Origin of the sequence: Paenibacillus sp. FSL R7-0302, from assembly GCF_038006885.1 — a bacterium.
Lineage (GTDB): Bacteria > Bacillota > Bacilli > Paenibacillales > Paenibacillaceae > Paenibacillus_AQ.
Window position 1 is genome coordinate 41745 of the sequence record NZ_JBBOWB010000003.1, and the last position, 20327, is coordinate 62071.

Sequence of the window (20327 nt, forward strand, 5' to 3'; positions counted from 1 at the left end):
ATAATGATATTATTAGTTGAATATAACAGGATACATGGTGGTGAATCGAATGGCTGCAAAACAACTAAAGTCTGGTGGTAGCACGATTAACTTGGAATTATACAGGAAGACAAGAAGCCGTAGCTGGGGAGCAATCAAACCAGTTACGCAGGTTGTACCTGACAAGAAAAAGAAGAATAGCAAAAAGGCTTGCAGAAGTAAGGTTGTGGAATAATGAGCGATCTAAAGCTTCTGAAAAAGCGCATCTACAAGGACGAACGTATTGAAGAGGTTTTAGATGCTTTAGGATGCAAAGGTGTCCATAGGGAAGCAGGCAAGGTAGTAGCAGCCCTTCCTCATGGCAACAATAAGCGATCTGTACAAGTCAGAGAAAATGAGAGCCTGTCTTCCCATATACGATCAAAAGGGATCAGGGGGGATATCTACACTATTGTCTCATATATCAAGTTCGGATGCAGCACTGAGTCAGAGATCAGCGAGAATTTACCCGAAGCTAAAATGTGGCTCATTGATGAATTTGGTTATGAAGATGTGCTAGAAGAAGCTAAGGTTAAGGTAAACTCTTCTACTCTGAATGGTTGGCTGAAAGACCTGAAGAAGAAAAGGGCAAAAAAGCAGGCGGTTGAAGACAAGTTGCCAAACAAGCCAATCAGAGAGCAAGTCAAAAACTCATATCTTATGTTGCCATATTACCCCTGGATTGAAGAAGGGATATCATGGGATACTCAGGCAGAGTGGGAAACAGGCTTTGATTGGGATACAGGAAGGATTATAACACTTGTACGCAATTTGGTTGGCGATCTGATCGGAGTTAAAGGTAGATCGCTAAATGACGACGACGAGCGCAAATACATGTATGTTGAAAGAATGAATAAAAGCATTGAATTGTTCGGGCTTCATAAAACACTTCCTTACATACTGGAGAAGAAAGAGATTATCTTGTTCGAAGGGTATAAAAGTGTGTTTAAAGCTTGGCAATATGGATACAAGAACTGTGCAAGTATTGAAGGCGACGATATTTCACCAGATCAGATTGCGCTAATCAAAAGCTTTGGCCTGGATGTAAAAATTGTCTGCTGTTTTGATAATGACAAATCCGAAGAGGAAATTATTGAGCAGATAATTAAGATCACCAATCGCAAGGTTTTTTACACGAATAATGCTTCTAGGCTATTGTCCGGCAAGGATTCTCCAGTTGATAGAGGGCTGGAAACGTGGGAAAGAATCTACAGCGAAAAACTTTTAAGCAACCCTTGACCGCAAGGCAAGCGTAAGATATAATAAATAATATAGAAAGAACACATTGGAGGATAACAAAATGAAATTTTACGCAACTGGTTCCAAGCAAGTTAAAGAAGTGGTAGACGGTGAAAAGGTTACATCTACTAAGAGCATCCTGATCGACCTGCAATCCGAAACTCGGGTTCTTGCGGTACAAGAAGCCGAACAAGCTGCACGTAAAGGCAAAATCACCCTGGATGGTGTATACACAGCTAAAAACTACCGTCATGATGCTGCATTACCAATGACCAAATCGTTTAAAGAGCGTAAGAAAAAACGTGCTGGCGTTCGCAAGCTTAGTTTTGCACGTCTTTAAAAACAGTCATTAAGCGTAAAATATAATAAAAACGGGGGAAATAAAATGAATACCATCACAAATGAAAATGTGCAAATGCTTTTCTCATTGCTGAATAAGATGCTTGACCGTCAGGAGATCATCATTGATCAATTAGGAACGCTCAATGATACTGCCGAGATCACGATGATCAACACCATAACTGCTGGCGACAATGACGTTGTTAACGGAAACATTCTGGCAGATTCACTGACAGAAGAATCCCCTGATCAAGAAACCGCATATGGATTGGAAGACGGTTTCGCAGTAGAAGAAAATGAAGTTGGTGATGGAGTGCCGGAACTTACCCCTCTGGAACGCATTGAATTTGCAGCAGCAGAAGATGTTTATGATCTGTCTCTTCAAAATCACCTGCCGTACAAGTGGTTTGGATCAACCAGTTATCACTACACTCCAGAAATGGCAAGTAACGTGAGGTTTTCAATCAATAGTGAAAAACGCACTATTGCTGCCTTCCTGCTGAATGATGGCGCTAAAGTGAAATATCGTGGAGTAGCGAAGTGTCACCCTGATGATCATTTCTCCCTCAACATCGGTATTGCGATTGCACTACGCCGTTTGTTCCAACTCGACATTCCTGAAGAATACATTGAAAAAGCGTAAAATATAACTAAAGAAGGTGTTCATCGTGGACAAGCTTGGGATTGTAGCGTTTGCCAAGGAAGTTCTTGGCAAACACATCTTCGACTATGAAGAGAAGAGACTTGAGAATTACGAAGAATTAATGAGTTGGTCAACATACAACGAGTGGATCAAACCTCCAGTTAAGAATCAATTCATATACAACATTTATGTGGCGCATAAAGAATACCTCAAAGCTACAAACGTAGCTTAACACAACCGAAAAGGGGATACAAACAATGAGTATCGAACTGGCAAAAGAACACTTCATCGACCTGCGTAAGAAGGCGACAAGAGCAATTGAATTTAGAGGCTTGGGAGAGCAAATTGCTAAAGTAGCTTTGGTTCTCGATATATCTGGATCAATGTCTAACCTTTATGCAAATGGAACTGTCCAGGATGTTGTCGAAAGAACACTGGCGCTTGGCATTAAATTTGACGATAACCAGGCAATTGATGTATTCCTGTTCGGAGTTAACGATTATGAGGTTGGCGAACTGACTGAAGATCGTTTCTATGAATACGTAAGCAGAGAAATCACTTCGAAATATCGTCTTGAAGGAAGTACAAACTACGCAGGTGTAATGCAGCGTATTATGGATAAGTACACCAGTGCCGGGAAGTCCAAGAAAAGCCCGTTAGGAAAAATCTTTGGCAGTCTGATCAAGGAAAAGAACGAAGCTGTGACAATCGACGAGCCAGTATATGTACTGTTTGTAACTGATGGCGATAATCATGACAAAGAGGAAGCTAGAAGAGTGATTCGTGAAGCGTCTAAACGAGGTATCTTCTTCCAGTTTGTAGGTGTGGGGCGTGAACCATTCCCATTCTTAGAAGAGTTGGATGATCTACAAGGTCGTTTCCTTGATAATGCGAACTTCTTCTATGCCGGAGATATTAAAAACTACGACGAGCAAACATTGTTTGATAAGCTGTTGACTGAATTCCCAGGCTGGATTGAGCAGGCACGTAGTAAGAACCTTATTAAGTAAAAAAACCATAAAATAAAACAAACATAAACGGAGGAATTACAATGGCAATCGAATTGGTTAAACGTGGAGAATCTGTAGACTTGTTGAAGAAAGACCCAACGCTTGAAGTCGTAGCACTCGATCTTTCATGGGGAAATCAAACCTATGATGGTCGTGCCGATTTCGACCTGGATGTATCTGTATTCGCAGTAGATGAAAATGACCGCTGCAAAGACGATCATGACATGGTGTACTACAACGATCAATATCTAGTGCATCCTAGCGGCTCTATCACTCATAGCGGCGACGAGCGCACTGGCGCAAAGGTTGGCGTAGACGAGCGCATTACAATTGAGCTGAAAAAGGTTCCTGATCGCATTAAGCGTATCATTGCCGTTGTTACAATCTATGATGCTGTAGATCGCAGACAAAACTTTGGTCAAGTCAAAGAAGCTAGTGCCAAGATTGTCAACAAAGTTACAAACGAAGAGTTGTTCGTATACGATCTGGGCGAAGAGTTCAGCCGTCAAACTGCTGTTCGTATGGTGGAAATCTATCGCTACAGAGATTCGTGGAAGTTCAAAGCTGTAGGCGAAGGTTACGAAAGCGGACTTGCTAAATTCGTGAAAGAATTCGGATTGAGCGTAAGTGGCGGCAACGATCACCTATAAAACTAAACAAACACTAATGGAGGAAACAAAATAATGACTCACCTTTGGGAAGGCATCGTATGGTTATTCCATACGATGGGCACTACTTACGCAGACTTCTTTTCTATGAACACGATTCACGACATCACTTCCGATCCATTGGGCAATCTCTGGAATGTACTGCTTCTGGTGATCATGGAAGGGTTGTTGTCAGCAGACAATGCGATTGTTCTGGCTGTGATGGTATCAGTTCTGCCAAAACATCTTCAGAAGAAAGCCTTGTTCTACGGTATGGCTGGAGCGATTTTATTCAGACTTTTCGCTGTTGGGATTGGGACAACGCTTGTGAAGCTTGAGATTGTAACTGTGCTTGGCGGCGCTTACCTTCTATACCTTGCAATCAAACACTTTCTACCAAACAGAGATGATGGTGACGCTGTTGAACCTGCGAAAAAAAATTGGTTCAGCAGCATTGCCAATAGCTTCAATGTCAAAATCCTTGCAACATTCGGACTATTCTGGGCCACGGTTATCCAGGTTGAATTTATGGATATTGCCTTTTCGGTAGACAGTGTTCTAGCGGCATTCGGAGTTAGCAATAAAGCTTGGGTTATCTTCCTGGGTGGAGTCATGGGTGTATTCATGATGCGAAGTGTTGCGAAATTGTTTGTGAAGCTGCTTGAAAACGTGAAGGAACTGGAAGTCACAGCTTACCTGCTGATCGGTGTGATTGGTCTTAAGATGATGCTTACCATATTCGGAATTCACATCAACCAAATCATTTTCTTCTCTGTTATTGTAGCGCTGTTTGGTGGAACGTTCGTTGTTCATCACTTCAATAAAAAGAAGACAGTCAACTAAGTTGCTGAAGGACGATCCCTCAACTGTTGTGTTGAGGGTGGTTCAGTTTAAGGGGGATCGTTATGAAGTATGTGTATTGGATTCTGCACTGGTTTGACTGTCCAGAATCTTCGCTCAACAAATCGAAGCGTGGAAAGTATACCTGCAACCAATGTGGCAGAGATCACTTCATTTTTACAAGGGGGTAAGCGCTTTATGAGTCAGATTCGCATGAAGATCGGAGCTGTCGTCAGACATAAACGCACGATGGCTTATGGTACAGTCGAATACTCTACATTTGGATATTCAATTCATATGTTTGACGAAGTACGGAAAGCTCTAGGGAAGACTCTTGGCGCACCTGTACATGAGCTGCTAGAACATTGGGATGTTGTAAAACTTCCTAAAGGTTATGAGAGATATAAGTATGGCGGCATTGTACGTAAGGAGGTTCATTAATGGCTAGTCTAAAGGAAATACCAGACGACCTGAAGGTTAAAGCGTTTCATTCAATCGTTGATATGTATTACAAGGATTCCACACTAAGTCAGTTTGGTGACGAAGTGCAGAAGTTAATTATCACACTAAGAGAGCTGTATAAATAAGGGAGTGTCAAAGATGAATATCATTTTACTTGTATGGGGCATTCTAATGCTCTTTGGGAATGTCAAAGGTTACATTCGGCTATTCCAGTCGGAAAAAGAGATAAACGTCGAACTGTACGAAAATATTAAAAAAGGCGAAGAATCGTATAAAGAAGGCTTTAAGACGGTAATGAAGATCACATACTTCATTCTAATCATGTTCAATATCGCATTCTGGATTGTTGTCGCTAATATTGTAGGGAATGTCATTATAACGCTAATCATTGCGCTATTTATTGTTATGTATCTTCAATCCACAGGTAAGATTGGCGAAATACTTGAGCGAAGATATATGAAGGTTGGAAGATCAAGATACATAGTACACCCAACAATGACGATAATTATCGTGATCTTTATCGGCACATTGTTAGGCATAATTTAATGAGTGGGGTGTGGCAGAAATGCTTTGGAAACCAAGGAAGCCTGCCGCATCCTCTCGAAAAGGTGCGGCGAAAAATATCATTGTTGAACTATTGAACAGCAGAGGTATTGTTGATACCGAAGGGTTTCTCAATCCACCTGAATCTGTTTTACATAGCCCCTATTTGCTAAGAAATATTGAAGAGGTATGTTACAAGATCATCGAAGCAGTCAAACAGAATAAACGTATCTGTATAAGCGCCGACTGCGATAGTGACGGCGTTTTTTCTACGGCTGCAATGGTCAGATATATTTCGCAATTCACAGACAACTATTACGTATCATTCAATCAGCGTTCAGAAGGTCACGGCGTTGAAAATCAATTACACATGATTACTGATGATACAGATTTGATTATTATCCTGGATTCCTCTACGAATTCATCAGATGCTTGCAAGTCTCTGCAAGATAGAATGATTGATGTGGTTATCCTGGATCATCACGACTATGAGAACGAGAATCCTCATGCTGTGATTGTTAATCCTAAGCTTGACGACACATATCCGAACAAACATATCAGTGGCGCTGGTGTGGTTTACAAGGTGCTTCAAGTCCTTGACGATACGTTCGGCACAGGTGCAGTAGACGATCTGATTGATCTTGTTGCCTGCGGGATGTATGCGGACATGATGCCAGTGAATGTACTGGAGAATAGACGTATAATCATCCAGGGAATGAAGAATATCAATAATATTGGCCTGCTGGCAATCCTGGATGCAACAGCTACGGATTTAGAAGCAGTTAATTCACAAACCATTGGCTTTACAATCAGCCCTCTGATTAATGGCTGCGCAAGACTTGACAAGATTGAGCTTGGCATTGAACTACTGCTCTGTGACGATTATGACAGATGTGCAGAGCTTGTAAAGACAATGAGAGCCTTGAATGACGAGCGTAAAGTGACAGAGAAGATGCTGTTTGAAAAATACTCTAGCACCGTTAATCATGAGGACAAAATCCTTGTTGCAATTGACGAGCATGCCAGCAAAGGGTTTAACGGCCTGATTGCCAACAAGATCGCTCAGGAGTTCCACAAGCCAGCTATTGTTATGCGTGAGCATGAGGGTTCGCTTGCCGGAAGCTTCAGAACCTACGGCGACTTTCAAATGAAAACCTTCCTGAATCAGAAGGTGGTAAAAAAGTACATCAAGTATGCTGTTGGACATGAATTTGCAGGCGGTATCGGAATGAGGGCTGCTAACTTCAAAAAGTTCATGGACTTCATGAATGAAAAGCTGAAGGATTATCAATTCGAAGTAAGCATTGAATATGACATGGAACTTGATGCTGATTCAGTAAGCGTGAAGCTTCTTAGTCAGATCGAAGAATTTGATTACCTTACCGGAACGGAATTCCCACCAGCGCTATTCCTGATTAGGAACCTATTCGTTGAAGGTGATCGGAAGGTTATGGGAAAGAATAAGGATACTGTGAAGATCCCTTGTGATGGAGTAGATGTGATCAAGTTCAAAGTCAATGAGAAGTGGGCTGAGGACGTCGGACAGATGGATTACATCGACGTAGTAGGGCAGCTAAAGCTTAACGAATGGAAGAAGTGGAATGGTCAAGTGGTTGTCACTTCTCAGATCGTTGCGGAAGACTATAAAAACGGATAAAGGATGGGACTAAGATGCCTAAGAATAACGGAGAAGTATGGATTAAAAAAGCGACTATTGAGTTCAGTGACGGAACTGTAGCTGTACATGAGAAAAACATATTCATTGTAACTCCAGACGAAGGATGGGACGTTGCCGCTTCTGAAGGATTGGTAGAAGACGTGATTCTTAACTTTGCATATGATGTAATCGACGAGATCGAAGGTTCACGCTTAGAAGCCGAATCAGTAACAGTCGTCAATTAAAACAAAGGCATATTCACATTGACATAAATAATGAATCATGTTATAATAGATATTACCAAGTGAAGGTTGGCTAGGACTTATATCTAGCCAACCTTCTTTTTATCTATAAGCATAAGATATAATGAATTCAAGGAGTATATATCATGTTGATTATATATGATTCAATGACAGGTAACGTTGAGAGGTTCGTCAAACGTTTGAAAAACATGGAATGCATCAAGATAACCAAAGACCTTAAAGTGGACAAACCCTTCGTGCTTGTGACATATACAACTGGTATTGGCAAGGTTCCTAAGAGAGTCCAGGAGTTTCTTGCTGACAATCACAACCATCTTAAAGGAGTTGCAGCTAGTGGGAATATCAATTGGGGGCAAGTGTTCGCAGCGAGCGCAGACACAATAGCTGAAATGTATGGCATTCCAATTGTACATAAGTTCGAACTTTCCGGCAACTCCACAGATGCATCAAAATTCACAACAAGGGTGGGAGAGTTAGAATGAATTACATTGAGCTAAACAATGAAGTGATGAATAGGAAGAATGGGTTCTTCCAGCTTGAAAAGGATCAGCAGGCCGCAGCGGAATTCCTGAAGGAAGTAAAGAGAAAAAGTAAGAAATTTGACAGTATACTTGACAAAGTAAAGTGGATGGTGCAGTCCGACTTTTACTACGATGTATTCGCAGAATACAGCGAAGAAGAGGTCTTGTCTATTTATAATTTTGCATATTGTGAAAAATTCGAATTCAAGTCCTATATGGCTGCATCGAAGTTTTACAAAGAATACGCCGTTAAAACCGACGATAAAGGTCAGTACCTCGAAACCTACGAAGATCGTGTCTCAATCGTCTCATTGTACCTGGGAAGGGGGGATTTCGAACAAGCAATGAACTATGTTGAAGCAATCATTAAGCAGCGATATCAGCCTGCTACGCCAACATTCCTGAACGCAGGTAAGAGTCGTCGTGGAGAAATGGTTTCATGCTTCCTACTGGAAGTGGGCGACAACCTAAATTCAATCAACTTTAATATCGGAACATCTATGCAACTGTCTAAGATCGGCGGCGGTGTAGCACTAAACCTGTCGAAGCTGAGAGGTCGTGGAGAGTCCATCAAGGGTGTAGAAGGTGCTGCAAAGGGCGTATTACCTGTGATGAAGCTGCTTGAAGACTCTTTTAGCTATGCAGACCAAATGGGACAACGCAAAGGTGCTGGTGCAGCTTACTACAACATTTTCGGGTGGGATGTTATTGAATTCCTGGATACCAAAAAGATCAATGCTGATGAAAAGTCACGTATTCAATCTCTTTCGATTGGCCTGATCGTACCGCACAAGTTCTTTGAATTAGCTAGAGAAGACAAGGATTTTCATATGTTCGCTCCATATTCTGTATTCAAGGAGTACGGTGTGCAGCTTGACGATATGGATATCGACAAGATGTATGAAAAATTAGTTAAGAACAAACGTGTGAAGAAGAAGGCTATGAATGCAAGAGATATGCTTACCAGGATCGCAGTGACTCAAATGGAATCTGGATATCCGTACTTGATGTTCAAGACGAATGCGAACAAGTTCCACGCACTGAAAGATATTGGAAGCATAAAACAAAGTAACTTATGTACAGAGATTTTTCAACTTGCAGAAGAATCCATTATCACCGAATATGGTCTGCCTGATGAAATCAATAGAGATATCAACTGTAACCTTGGTTCCCTGAACATTGTTAATGTGATGGAATCTAAGGCTATTCGTGATTCTGTATATGCTGGAATGTATGCGCTTACATCTGTATCCGACATGACCTCTATTGATAATGCACCTACGGTTAAGAGGGCCAATGATGAACTGCATGCTGTTGGCCTAGGCATGATGAACCTGCATGGATATCTGACTAAGAATAAGATCGCATATGAAAGCTCTGACGCAAGAGAGTTTGCCGAAGTATTTGCAATGATGATGAATTTCCACTCCATTGAAGCTTCTATGGATATTGCAAGAAATCGTGGAGAAGTATTCAAGGATTTCGACAAATCAGAATACGCAAAGGGAACTTACTTTGATATGTATGCTGAAGACTTCACTCCGAAATCTGACAAGGTTAAAGCGCTGTTCGAAGGCATTCATGTGCCTACGCCGCAAGACTGGGCTGAACTTGCAGCCAAGGTCAAAGAGCATGGCTTGTACAATGCTTATCGCTTGGCTATTGCTCCTACGCAATCTATCTCATATATTCAGAACGCCACATCAAGCGTAATGCCTGTCGTAGAGCAGGTTGAGATTCGCACCTATGCTACCTCAACAACATACTACCCAATGCCATACTTGGCTGAAGACAACATGTTCTTCTACAAGAGCGCTTACAACATGAATCAGTTCAAGATCATTGATATGGTTGCTGGAATGCAGAAACATATTGACCAGGGTATTAGCATGATCTTGTTCGTAGATAGCAATACGGCTACGAACGATCTGGCGAGATATTACTATTACGCTGCAATGAAAGGTCTTAAGAGCCTTTACTACACAAGAACTAAAAAGCTTGATATTGCTGAATGCACATCCTGTGCAGTATAAGCCAACACATCTAACTGCTGACCTTAACTGGTCGGCAGTTTTTTAATACCAAAAATACAATCGGAGGTTAGTGAAATGAAGAATTACAAAGCCGTAAACTGGAACGAAAGTGATGAAATGGTAATGACTTTTTGGAACCAGAATGTAATGCAATTCTGGCTGGATACAGAGATTCCATTGTCCAGCGATAAGGGAACCTGGGGGCAACTAAGTAAGGCTGAACAAGAAGTTTACAAGCGTGTTCTTGGTGGTCTGACACTCCTGGATACCTTACAAGGTACAATCGGGATGCCTAAGATCGCAGAAAAGGTTGATCACCTACAGAAGAAGTCCGTACTGTCGTTCATGGGCATGATGGAGAACATTCACGCCAAATCCTATAGCAGCATCTTTACTACGGTTGCTTCGACTCAAGAAATTGACGAGATATTCGAATGGGTTGAAGGCAATAAATACCTTCAGAACAAAGCTAATCTCATTGCTGAATACTATGAAAATATCAACGATGATCTAAGCCTTTACTTGGCAATGGTGGCTTCGGTGTTCCTGGAAAGCTTCCTATTTTACTCTGGATTTTACTACCCATTGTACCTTGCTGGTGGCGGTCATAAAGGTGATGCAAAAATGACTGCAAGTGGAGAGATCATCAACCTAATTATCCGAGACGAGTCAATTCACGGAGTATTTGTTGGAGTGCTGGCACAGGAAGTATTCGAGCGCCTATCAGCAGCAGAGCAGGAGCAGGCCAGTGCAGAAGTGGTGAAATTGTTTGACAAGCTGTATTCAAACGAAGCGCTCTACACTGATGAACTGTACACGAATATCGGCCTTCAGGAAGATGTGAAGAGATTCGTTCGTTACAATGCAAATAAAGCCCTTCAAAACCTGGGGCTGGACACACACTTCGTAGATGAAGATGTAAATCCAATCGTTATCAACGGAATGAAGACTGATACAAAGACACATGACTTTTTCAGCGTTAAAGGGAATGGTTACGTTAAAGCACTGAACGTAGTGAAAATCTCTGATGCAGACTTTGTGTTCAACTTCTAATACACATTGACAAGCGTAAAATATAATGATATAATTTGGTTCTAGGTGATACCAATATATCGCTTAATTTGAAGCGTGAAATATAACAAAACAAATGGAGGAAAAGACATGGCTAAACGTTTCTATAAAAAAGGTGAAAAAGTATGGATTAAGTCGTTAGAGAAGTCGGGCATGATTCAGGAATTGAATATACCTGAACTGGAAGCAAAAATTTCATATTTCAACGAAACAGGTGGATTGGATGTAAAGACGTTCAAGTTCACTGAGATCGACAAGCTGCGGATCAAGACTTCTGGTTCGGCTCAAAAGCCTTTAACCATCCTTGTGAAGTACTTTGATGGCGATGCAACTGAACTGAAAAAGATCGAGAAGGGTGACTGGATTGACCTGCGTTCGGCAGAAACAGTCGAATACAAGGCTGGAGACTTCATCAAGCTTCCTCTGGGAGTAGCTATGTCTTTGCCGTTTGATCATGAAGCGCATGTTCTACCACGCAGCAGCACGTTCAAGAATTTCGGTGTGATTCAAACCAATTCTAAAGGCGTTGTTGACGAATCGTATCGTGGCAATGATGATCAATGGTTTATGCCACTCCTGGCTATGCGTGACGGCAAAATCGAAAAGGGTGATCGTGTTTGTCAGTTCCGTATTCAGAAGAAGATGGAACCTGTGAATCTGATTACTGTTCCTGAGCTAAAGACTCCTAACCGTGGAGGTCACGGAACTACGGGCGTTAAATAAGTTCCTTACAAGCATATAATATAACTAACTTTTAGGTAAGAATAATATCTTTTCTTGCCCAATGGTTATTAAAGGAGTGAGAGTGAATGGGTTATTCAACAAATTTCGAATGGTCAATTGTACATAACGTCCCTGTTGAGATTTACAGAACAATAGAGGACTACATTGAAGAATCTGATTTTGGTTATGCATTTCACGATTCTTATAATTGGTACGATCATGAAGCCAACATGAAAGATTTATCAAAAGCATTTCCTGACGTTGTGTTTGAACTGCACGGAGAAGGCGAAGACAACGAAGATATGTGGTACAAATATTTCAAAAATGGCAAGATGCAAGTCTGCGAAGCGGTCATTAGCTTCGATTCATACGATGAAAGAAAACTACGATAAAGGAGCTATGCGAAATGGCAAGTTATACTTACGGCAATGTTTCAACAGGCACGAATCTCCACTTCATTAAAACATCACCGAATAATATTGTACTGAAGACTGCTGGCAAGAACGTTGTTAAGACAGAGGAATACGGAGTGAATGGTGGATTCTTCTATCTGAAGGATCAAATCTCTATTGCTGTGAACAACGATGTTCCAGTGCGTGGCGTTGTCGGTGGATATGGTTCCGGCTGGTTCAACGAGAAGTACGCAAGAGGAACATTGGTCTGGGACGCAGCAGCAGGAAAATATAGCGTTCAGATAGTACCCACAGCCAGCGAAATCGAAGTGATTGACAGATCACGGTATTGGGCGCAGGGTGGTATTAGTATGACTCTCCAGGATGATACGACCTGGAAAACTCTTGCGAAGCTTCAGGGAATGCCAAACATTGACGGTAAGACTACCCGAACAGCATTGGTATGGAATTCAGGGCTTAATATCTGGTTGATCGTCACGGATACACTTTGTACAGCAGAACAGTTTAGATTGGCGATCAAGAAGAACATTGGCAGCGGAACGTTGGTTGACGGCATATTCTTGGATGGTGGCGGTTCTTCTCAGCTAAGATGCAAAGAGAAAGTCATTGACGGTGACGGACGTTCGGTTGTTCAAATGGTCGCAATAAGCGCAAAGTAAAATGAGGTGAAGAGATGAAAGAGGAATTTATTATTTTTGTGAATGTTTCATACAACATGAAAACATGCGATTGGGTTTACAAGACATATGATACTTATCCGGCGAATAGCGAAGTGAAAGATGCTTTAGAACATTTCAAGGAAAAACCGCATCCTACCATTAATACTCCAACAATCCACCACGCCAGAGTTGAAAAACGCTACATCTTAAACTAAAGGAGAACAACATGACTACACAACTTTACCTTATGAAATATTCCGACAATTGGGCCGACGAAATGGACGTGCAAGGGCATTGCATCATTAATCAGAATGATATGGAATACTTTATCGACTCTGCCGAAATGGTTGATTATTCAGACTTCTATGTTGGCACTAATGAAGAGATAACGTATAAAGGCAAACAATCTGTTTTGAAAGCTGTAAAGTTCATCGAAATCACCAAAGAAGAGTCAGAAGTCTTGGAGCGTCTTGGACTGGATGATTGCGGATTTGCTTCAACCTTCTACGAGTTTGTCACTCTGCATGCGGGAGAAGATGGCGAAGGCGATTGTCCATGGTAAATGATCATAATTGGGGAATTAGGGAGGTCTTAGATATAAAATTCTTCGACCTTCGATTTAAAACTCCGCATAATATCGTCTCTATGAAGGATGCCGTCACAGCGTATGAGGAAGGCTCTGTGGCTGGAGTGCTAGTGGACATAGGTGGCAGGGTAGATTTCCTTCAGCTAGGCAAGGACGTGCTTCCAGGCTTCAATCCGCTCAAGCTAGTGTACCAGTGGGTCGTCCTTACATAAAAGTAAGATTTCATCTAAGGAGAGATAGCTATGAATCGCACAAGCTTACTGGAAGATATTATATTTCCAGACATGGAAGAAGGCATATTGGCAGTAATTGAGGGACATTCGGACATGTTTGAATCGAAATTCCTCGCACCTGCGCATGTTGCTGAACACTTGAAGGACGAATACGGCGCTGATCAAGGTAATACTGACACTAACGGATGGCAGTGGGATTACTGGACAAGTTACCGCATTCATGGAGTGCAGTATATGCTTAGTGGTTCGGCATACTTCGGCAATCTAAAATTCTTCAAAAACGAAGACGGAAAGGATGCATGGTGATTGGAATGTCAGTTTATTATGCAATAGGCTGTCACACATGCGAAACACAGCTTGATATGGCTGGAGTCTCCAGGGAGACAAGAGTGCGCTGGGTTGGTGAATTTGTCCACAAACACTGTTTCCATGACATAGTTCTTGCGAATGACGCAAGCTGTGACGAAGACGAAGATATTTATTTTAAGATCACGGATTACCAACATGAGAAACGGGAGGGTTAGACATGGAACAGTATCTAAAAGATCAATACGGTGTTATTGAAGATGAAAATTACTTGCAAAACGAAGCCGATATTGTTAGCTTCTTCAGTGATGGACACGAATACTTCGAAACAGGTCAGGGCTACTACGAAGAAGAGGTTACAAAAATCTGCAAGATTGGTGACAAGTTTTATGAGGTTGATATGCTTGCGGAAATCGGCAGCGCAAAGCAAGATCGTGGAGATAGATTGTATTGGGTTGAACATATTAAGAAGGTTGATTATTGCGAGATCACTAAGCCAATCCAAAGGCCGACACTTCACAAGAGCGAACCGTATTATGACTACTTCGAAATAAGGGATTTCCTTATTGAAAAGTACGACCACATCACTAAGAGTCATGCTGATAAGCATTGGGATGAACTGATGGAATGGGGAGACGTGTACAACGGTGGATTCGTCCATGTCTATACAAACCTTCATGAAATTTCGCATAAAGATGATGAAGACCTGCGTGAATTCTTAAAAGTATGGAATAGGGAGTTCGGCAGCGTGACCTATGTACACACAGAATGGTGAATAGAAAAGGAGAGATTCAAATGATTAAGAATATCGCAACGGAAGCAGAGTTTCAGACAGAGACAGATGCAGCCGAAGGGTTGATGATCGTGAAGTTCGGAGCGCCTTGGTGTGCGCCTTGCAAAGTGATCGACAAAACACTGGAAGAAGTGTCCGCAGAAACAGGGATAACCGTCCTGAAGGTGAACGTTGATGAACTGCCTGAGCTGGCTGGACAGTTCCGCATCATGTCTGTGCCGACGACTTATTTTATCAAGAATAAGGAAGCAGTAACAATACTAAATGGCGCAGGTTCCAAAGATACTATTCTGGGCATCATTACTACAGAAGCATAAAATATAACTAATACATGAGAAGAGGTTACGACATGAGTATCGCAGAAAATCAAGAGTGTTTAACTTTAGTAGAACATTGGGATACGGGAATAACAAATATCAACCTTTTTACAAGAATGCTGCTACGCATTGATAAATCGAATGCAGAAAGCCCAGTTTTCATTGAGCTATCTGATAACGATGAAGATGAAATTCTTAATTCGGTTGGCATGACATTGGCAGTCGATCAAGCAAAACTATTGGTTGATTCCTTGTCCACAATCGTTTGTCCAGATAGTGATAAACGATTGTGGTCGTTCTATTGGGATTGCGGACGAGCCGGAAGCTTAGACGGAATGTTTGTGGCAACCGAAGCCGAAGTGAATGCTGCAATTGGTCATAACGTGAATTTCGGTGAAGTGTTAGGAAAGCACAGTGAAATCTACGGAACAATTGATGAAGGCGATATTACTGAGGTTCAAATTGACCCTGCATCACTTGAAAAGGTAAGTGCTGTGCTTGGTAGAACATGGAGTGGGATAAACCCTCTTGACTCCGTTAATTTTTATTGCGAAGAGTGCGGAGACGAGTTTGATGCAGACAGATTAAATGAAGATGGATACTGCCCATACTGCGCTGCCGAATTAGAGGGGGATGAAGAAGATGCCTAAATTATACGAACTGAGTGAGCATTACCGCAAGCTTAATGACTATGTTGAAGATGCGCTTGATAGCGGCGAAGAACTGTCTGAAGATGATCTTCAGATGTTCATCGACACAATCGAAGGTGTCACCGATCTGATCGAAATCAAGGTAGAAAACATCGTCAAATTCATTCGTAATATCGAGGGAGATATTGCTGCATACAAGAATGAAGAAGGGCGTTTGGCTAAACGCCGGAAATACATGGAGAACAAAGTAAAAGGGCTTGAAGACTATATGGCGAACATGCTGACTGCTGCGAACATTGATGTTGTGAATGCCGGAAACTTCAAGGTCAAATTCCAAACAAGTAATGCTTCGGTTGGCATTATTAATGAGGAACGTATTCCTGAACAGTTCAGAGTGAAGCAGCCCGACAAAATCCTCAAGGCTGATCTGCTGAAGGCACTGAAGAGACTCAAAGAGGGCGAAAGCATTGAAGGCGCTTACCTCATTAATACCAACAGACACATGCGCATTTCTTAATGTTTAGAATCAACAAGTTCCTGGATTGGATTTTTAAAAATCCTCACACTTGCTGCTTCTCTGACAAAAAGACTGACAATATTCTGCCGAACTGCGACAGGGTGATTGTCATGAAATGCAGCAAGTGCAGTCAAACCAGGACAACTATCCTTAGAGAGCCTGAACCGACAGGACGTGTGGCGCTGTGTCACATTAGCCAAAAGAAAGTTGAATCGCATAAAGAGATCATGGATCGTGTTTGTGACGACTTGAAAAATCATGTTCGCTCTGAACAGAGAGTGAGGTTCTGATGAAGCTTATTATTGAAAAGAATTGGGAGTACGGTGAAGACGGTGTATATACCAGACTTGTTAATGCTAATACAACACAAGTGATCATGGAGGGCGACTGGTATCATGACAAGATTGACGAACGGATTGACGGATTCTTCACCTGTCTCAATCATCTTTGCATACCCCATGACATTGAAAGAGTTGTTTTGAATAAGGACAATGAAGGTGAAGACGAATGAGTTTTTATGACAAACAATACAAGGCTCTTGTCCAGAATATCGTGCAGAATGGATATTCGGATAAAGGTCAAAACGTAAGAACTGTATGGGCAGATGGAACACCAGCTCATACACTAAGCACTATATCGGAGAAGCTGGTATTTGACTGCAAAGAGGTTCCAATTCTGACAACGAAGCGTGTAGCCTGGAAGTCAGCAATACATGAGCTGCTTTGGTTCTATGTACATCGTACCAGCAAGGCTGACTACCTTGACGAGAATAACGTGAAGATTTGGCGTGAGTGGACACGTTCGGATAATACAATTGGCAGAGCATATGGATACCAACTTGGCAAGCCGATTCGTACAGGGAATTGGAAAGTCAACCCTGTTAGTGGTCACGTAAGCTTTGAATTCACCAATCAAGTAGAACGATTGATCCAGGGGCTTATCAATGATCCTGCATCACGCAGGCACATTATCACCTTGAACAACATTGACGATGCCTGGGACATGGCCTTGCAGCCTTGTGTGTGGCACAATCAATGGCTTGTGAAGAATGGCAAGCTGCACCTGATTGTAGGCGTTAGAAGCAATGACGTGGCCCTGGGGCAACCATTCAATGTATTCCAGTACTATGTGCTGCTACGAATGATCGCTCAGATTACAGGTTACGAAGTTGGTACAGTGACTTTCAATATCAATGATTGTCACATATACGATAGACATATTGATCCTCTGCTTGATCAAATCGAATTAGAAGGCTTCAAGGCTCCTGAACTCTGGATTAACCCAGACGTGAAGAACTTTGACGACTTCACCATTGATGATTTTAAACTGATTGGCTACGAACATCATCCATCAATCAAGATGGAAGTAGCAATTTAGGAGGATATATATGATAAGTCTGATCGTTGCTACAACACCAAATAACGGAATAGGCAAAGATGGCAAGATGCTTTGGGAGATTGGCGAGCTGAAGTATGACATGAAACACTTCATCGACAAAACTATCGGCAATATCGTGATCATGGGCAGGAAGACATATGACAGCATTGGAAAGCCACTACCCGGAAGAATGAACGTTATTCTTTCCAGGGACAATGACTTTAATCCTGATGGCTGCTACGTATACGATTCATTCGAAGCTTTGGAACAGGATATATGGGAATGCTCTGACCCTGAAGAAGAAGTGTTTGTGATCGGCGGGGGAGAGATTTACAAACACTTCTTTCCATATGCTGATCGTGTCTATCAAACAATCGTAATTGGCGATTTCGAAAAGCCTGATACATACTTTCCAAAATTAGAGTGGGGAAGCGATACAGAGTGGATGCTAAAAGATATGAAGGGATTTTCAGCAGATGAAAATAACAAGTACCAGCACCATATTTATCAGTATGACAAGCGAAATATATAACGATATAATAGAGGGAGAGAATGAGGATGAAGCTGTTTTCAATTAATGATGGCGAAGCACTAATTTGGGGCTATGACGCAATAGATGCAGGTGTGATTGCTATTGACTTATTTAGTATTAGTGTCAATAGTGCAGTCGAAGTGCCAGATTCTACCGTAGTCTACGTTATGATCGACGAGGAAGAGGGTACGATTGAGTGGTCGCTTATTGAACCATTTAAGCTGTATCAGCGCACAACGGTTGCGAATCTGCGCAAGCTACTTGAACCTTTTAAATGAACAGACGGTAAGGCTGATTAATTTCAGCCTTATTTTTTATTCTCAAATTCCACCAGAGCATAAGGGAAGATTTAAAACAGGTGGTGAGAACCATGAATACTTATTGGGAAGACTCCGTTAAAAAGCATCTTCGGAAGCAAAAGCGTGACTTCTTCATTAAAATCAGCGAAACAATTCCTATCTTTGAAGATACAAGCCAGGAAATGATTGACTTACTGATCGAAATAAGAAAGGGTGATTCAAATGACGGAACAGAAATATAAGCGTGGACAAAAGGTTGTTGTCGATGGCTATGAAGGCATCTTTATTGTTGAATCATTCTTCTATGAATACTCATTTGACGAAGACGGTGAGTGGGAGAGCGGACACTACGACCTGAGAAGTGAAAAGTCAGGACTGATGTTGGAATACGTTGATCATGAGGATACAAGCATGAGAGCGATTGACGAGCCTAAAAAGTTAGACAAAGCTGAAATCGACAAGCTATTAGACAAGCACAATCAATACATGAACCTGCATTCCTTATTAAATTCCACTGGTGTCATTGATTCGGAGTATTTGGACAAAGCCAATGAGATTGTCAATTACTTAAACAAAATCTAAATTGAAAGCCCCATCATTTACTTGTTGGGGCTTTTCTATGTTCATCGCATGCGTAAGATATAATAAATTATTTCATTGACATAAAATCAAGCGTAAGATATAATAAATTATACAATAAGAAAAGACGGAAGAGGATAGAGAGTTAAACGCCAAAATGACGATTGCAGTCGTCATCTTGACAAACTCTATCCTCGCCTTGTTACTCCATCCTCACCCTCAACATCCTGCTTACCAAGTAGGAAGACCCGAAACCTTGACCCCGCAAGGGGCTACGGCGTAGGGAGGGGCGAAAATCAAGGCCGTCTCTACTTTAGTGTATCACAAAAGGCGGTGCTAAATGAGCAGCAGAGTATTATTCCTTGAAGATTATTTAACTAAACTAGGGCTTACCGAAGCATTGAAAGCACTTGATCTTATGAAGGTCATTATGTGCGCAGAAAATGGATATAAGCGCCATAACGGTGATCATTACTACTACCACTTGGTAGATGTTGCACAAGACCTGTTGAGTCATGGAGTGCGTTACGAGCCTTGTATTGTGGCAGCATTGCTGCACGATTACATGGAGGACGTTCCAGGAGTGACGTTCGAACTTATCGAACGGCAATTTGGGTTTGAGGTTGCTAAATACGTCGAACTGCTTAGTAAGAATCCTAACGTTGACTACAGCATTCCGTCAAATCTCCTAGCGTATTTAAGTGGTATTGGTCAGCATGTCTGGACTGCGTTGATAAAGACAGCAGATCGCAAGCACAACTTCTCCACTTTGAAAGATGCCAGTTTTGAAAAGCGTATGAAACAAGCTTTGGAAACTGAACAATTCTTCATTCCTGTATTCAAACAATGGCGCAAAGCTTATGTAAGATGGGCTTCATATTTCTACGGAGCGAAAACAGCAATTGAGCCGCATTTATGGGCGATCAAAGAGTATCAAACCGAAATAGATCGACTTAAGGGCAAGTATGCTTTGCCAGTAGGGATGCTATAGGAAAATAGGCGTGGAAGGAAGGGACAATTAGTCCCTTTAAAAATTATATACAAGAGTAAAATATAA

At 41.7% G+C, this 20327-nt stretch carries 34 protein-coding genes; all 34 read left to right on the plus strand.

Annotated features, from left to right (window positions below):
* Window positions 1–49 precede the first annotated feature (49 nt).
* Complete coding sequence (locus MKY96_RS32780) at window positions 50–214, plus strand: hypothetical protein (RefSeq protein ID WP_340946952.1); 165 nt, start codon at window positions 50–52, stop codon at window positions 212–214.
* The gene (locus MKY96_RS32785; RefSeq protein WP_340946953.1) at window positions 214–1257 is read left to right on the plus strand and encodes a toprim domain-containing protein; all 1044 of its coding nucleotides are present in this window, start codon (window positions 214–216) and stop codon (window positions 1255–1257) included. The genes MKY96_RS32780 and MKY96_RS32785 overlap by 1 nt, the downstream gene beginning before the upstream one ends.
* 61 nt (window positions 1258–1318) lie before the next feature.
* Window positions 1319–1597, plus strand: a complete 279-nt coding sequence (locus MKY96_RS32790) for a hypothetical protein (RefSeq protein WP_340946954.1) — start codon at window positions 1319–1321, stop codon at window positions 1595–1597.
* A gap of 45 nt (window positions 1598–1642) precedes the next feature.
* On the plus strand, window positions 1643–2239 hold the full coding sequence (locus MKY96_RS32795; RefSeq protein WP_340946955.1) for a hypothetical protein: 597 nt from the start codon (window positions 1643–1645) through the stop codon (window positions 2237–2239).
* A gap of 25 nt (window positions 2240–2264) precedes the next feature.
* Complete coding sequence (locus MKY96_RS32800; RefSeq protein WP_340946956.1) at window positions 2265–2471, plus strand: hypothetical protein; 207 nt, start codon at window positions 2265–2267, stop codon at window positions 2469–2471.
* 25 nt (window positions 2472–2496) lie between these two features.
* On the plus strand, window positions 2497–3249 hold the full coding sequence (locus MKY96_RS32805; protein WP_340946958.1) for a VWA domain-containing protein: 753 nt from the start codon (window positions 2497–2499) through the stop codon (window positions 3247–3249).
* 41 nt (window positions 3250–3290) lie between these two features.
* Complete coding sequence (locus MKY96_RS32810; RefSeq protein ID WP_340946960.1) at window positions 3291–3899, plus strand: TerD family protein; 609 nt, start codon at window positions 3291–3293, stop codon at window positions 3897–3899.
* Between the two features lie 33 nt (window positions 3900–3932).
* A complete protein-coding gene (locus MKY96_RS32815) occupies window positions 3933–4739 on the plus strand; it encodes a DUF475 domain-containing protein (protein WP_340946962.1) in 807 nt (268 codons plus the stop codon).
* Window positions 4740–4934: 195 nt separating this feature from the next.
* Window positions 4935–5177: a hypothetical protein gene (locus MKY96_RS32820; RefSeq protein WP_340946964.1), complete on the plus strand. Its 243-nt coding sequence runs from the start codon at window positions 4935–4937 to the stop codon at window positions 5175–5177.
* Window positions 5177–5323 carry a hypothetical protein gene (locus tag MKY96_RS32825; RefSeq protein ID WP_340946967.1) on the plus strand — a complete coding sequence of 49 codons (147 nt, stop codon included), beginning with the start codon at window positions 5177–5179 and terminating at the stop codon, window positions 5321–5323. The genes MKY96_RS32820 and MKY96_RS32825 overlap by 1 nt, the downstream gene beginning before the upstream one ends.
* A gap of 13 nt (window positions 5324–5336) precedes the next feature.
* Window positions 5337–5744, plus strand: a complete 408-nt coding sequence (locus MKY96_RS32830; protein ID WP_340946971.1) for a hypothetical protein — start codon at window positions 5337–5339, stop codon at window positions 5742–5744.
* A 19-nt stretch (window positions 5745–5763) separates the two neighbouring features.
* The gene (locus MKY96_RS32835; RefSeq protein WP_340947166.1) at window positions 5764–7398 is read left to right on the plus strand and encodes a DHH family phosphoesterase; all 1635 of its coding nucleotides are present in this window, start codon (window positions 5764–5766) and stop codon (window positions 7396–7398) included.
* Window positions 7399–7412: 14 nt separating this feature from the next.
* Window positions 7413–7643 carry a hypothetical protein gene (locus tag MKY96_RS32840; RefSeq protein ID WP_340946973.1) on the plus strand — a complete coding sequence of 77 codons (231 nt, stop codon included), beginning with the start codon at window positions 7413–7415 and terminating at the stop codon, window positions 7641–7643.
* 143 nt (window positions 7644–7786) lie between these two features.
* A complete protein-coding gene (nrdI, locus tag MKY96_RS32845; protein WP_340946975.1) occupies window positions 7787–8143 on the plus strand; it encodes a class Ib ribonucleoside-diphosphate reductase assembly flavoprotein NrdI in 357 nt (118 codons plus the stop codon).
* Complete coding sequence (gene nrdE / locus MKY96_RS32850; RefSeq protein ID WP_340946976.1) at window positions 8140–10215, plus strand: class 1b ribonucleoside-diphosphate reductase subunit alpha; 2076 nt, start codon at window positions 8140–8142, stop codon at window positions 10213–10215. The genes nrdI and nrdE overlap by 4 nt, the downstream gene beginning before the upstream one ends.
* A 75-nt stretch (window positions 10216–10290) precedes the next feature.
* Window positions 10291–11268 (plus strand): class 1b ribonucleoside-diphosphate reductase subunit beta, encoded by a 978-nt coding sequence (gene nrdF, locus MKY96_RS32855; protein ID WP_340946979.1) that lies wholly within the window; start codon window positions 10291–10293, stop codon window positions 11266–11268.
* 282 nt (window positions 11269–11550) lie between these two features.
* Window positions 11551–12009, plus strand: coding sequence for a dUTP diphosphatase (locus MKY96_RS32860; RefSeq protein ID WP_340947168.1), 459 nt, complete (start codon window positions 11551–11553; stop codon window positions 12007–12009).
* Between the two features lie 86 nt (window positions 12010–12095).
* The gene (locus MKY96_RS32865) at window positions 12096–12401 is read left to right on the plus strand and encodes a hypothetical protein (RefSeq protein ID WP_340946981.1); all 306 of its coding nucleotides are present in this window, start codon (window positions 12096–12098) and stop codon (window positions 12399–12401) included.
* Between the two features lie 14 nt (window positions 12402–12415).
* Window positions 12416–13081: a hypothetical protein gene (locus MKY96_RS32870; RefSeq protein WP_340946983.1), complete on the plus strand. Its 666-nt coding sequence runs from the start codon at window positions 12416–12418 to the stop codon at window positions 13079–13081.
* A 14-nt stretch (window positions 13082–13095) separates the two neighbouring features.
* On the plus strand, window positions 13096–13296 hold the full coding sequence (locus MKY96_RS32875; protein WP_340946984.1) for a hypothetical protein: 201 nt from the start codon (window positions 13096–13098) through the stop codon (window positions 13294–13296).
* Window positions 13297–13307: 11 nt separating this feature from the next.
* Window positions 13308–13643: a hypothetical protein gene (locus MKY96_RS32880; protein WP_340946986.1), complete on the plus strand. Its 336-nt coding sequence runs from the start codon at window positions 13308–13310 to the stop codon at window positions 13641–13643.
* A complete protein-coding gene (locus MKY96_RS32885; RefSeq protein ID WP_340946988.1) occupies window positions 13637–13879 on the plus strand; it encodes a hypothetical protein in 243 nt (80 codons plus the stop codon). Before MKY96_RS32880 ends, MKY96_RS32885 begins: the two co-directional genes overlap by 7 nt.
* 30 nt (window positions 13880–13909) lie before the next feature.
* Window positions 13910–14206 (plus strand): hypothetical protein, encoded by a 297-nt coding sequence (locus MKY96_RS32890; protein WP_340946990.1) that lies wholly within the window; start codon window positions 13910–13912, stop codon window positions 14204–14206.
* 220 nt (window positions 14207–14426) lie between these two features.
* Entirely contained in the window at window positions 14427–14981 is a 555-nt protein-coding gene (locus tag MKY96_RS32895) for a hypothetical protein (RefSeq protein WP_340946992.1), read from the plus strand.
* Between the two features lie 20 nt (window positions 14982–15001).
* A complete protein-coding gene (locus MKY96_RS32900) occupies window positions 15002–15316 on the plus strand; it encodes a thioredoxin family protein (RefSeq protein ID WP_340946994.1) in 315 nt (104 codons plus the stop codon).
* Between the two features lie 32 nt (window positions 15317–15348).
* Window positions 15349–15966, plus strand: a complete 618-nt coding sequence (locus tag MKY96_RS32905) for a hypothetical protein (protein ID WP_340946996.1) — start codon at window positions 15349–15351, stop codon at window positions 15964–15966.
* On the plus strand, window positions 15959–16483 hold the full coding sequence (locus MKY96_RS32910) for a siphovirus Gp157 family protein (RefSeq protein WP_340946997.1): 525 nt from the start codon (window positions 15959–15961) through the stop codon (window positions 16481–16483). Before MKY96_RS32905 ends, MKY96_RS32910 begins: the two co-directional genes overlap by 8 nt.
* A 289-nt stretch (window positions 16484–16772) precedes the next feature.
* Window positions 16773–16994, plus strand: a complete 222-nt coding sequence (locus tag MKY96_RS32915; protein ID WP_340946999.1) for a hypothetical protein — start codon at window positions 16773–16775, stop codon at window positions 16992–16994.
* On the plus strand, window positions 16991–17860 hold the full coding sequence (gene thyA / locus MKY96_RS32920) for a thymidylate synthase (RefSeq protein ID WP_340947002.1): 870 nt from the start codon (window positions 16991–16993) through the stop codon (window positions 17858–17860). The genes MKY96_RS32915 and thyA overlap by 4 nt, the downstream gene beginning before the upstream one ends.
* Window positions 17861–17870: 10 nt before the next feature.
* Window positions 17871–18392, plus strand: coding sequence for a dihydrofolate reductase (locus MKY96_RS32925; protein WP_340947004.1), 522 nt, complete (start codon window positions 17871–17873; stop codon window positions 18390–18392).
* A gap of 26 nt (window positions 18393–18418) precedes the next feature.
* Window positions 18419–18670 carry a hypothetical protein gene (locus tag MKY96_RS32930; protein WP_340947006.1) on the plus strand — a complete coding sequence of 84 codons (252 nt, stop codon included), beginning with the start codon at window positions 18419–18421 and terminating at the stop codon, window positions 18668–18670.
* Window positions 18671–18762: 92 nt separating this feature from the next.
* On the plus strand, window positions 18763–18933 hold the full coding sequence (locus tag MKY96_RS32935) for a hypothetical protein (protein ID WP_340947009.1): 171 nt from the start codon (window positions 18763–18765) through the stop codon (window positions 18931–18933).
* Window positions 18914–19273: a hypothetical protein gene (locus MKY96_RS32940; RefSeq protein ID WP_340947011.1), complete on the plus strand. Its 360-nt coding sequence runs from the start codon at window positions 18914–18916 to the stop codon at window positions 19271–19273. Before MKY96_RS32935 ends, MKY96_RS32940 begins: the two co-directional genes overlap by 20 nt.
* Before the next feature lie 337 nt (window positions 19274–19610).
* On the plus strand, window positions 19611–20261 hold the full coding sequence (locus tag MKY96_RS32945; protein ID WP_340947012.1) for an HD domain-containing protein: 651 nt from the start codon (window positions 19611–19613) through the stop codon (window positions 20259–20261).
* Window positions 20262–20327: the final 66 nt, after the last annotated feature.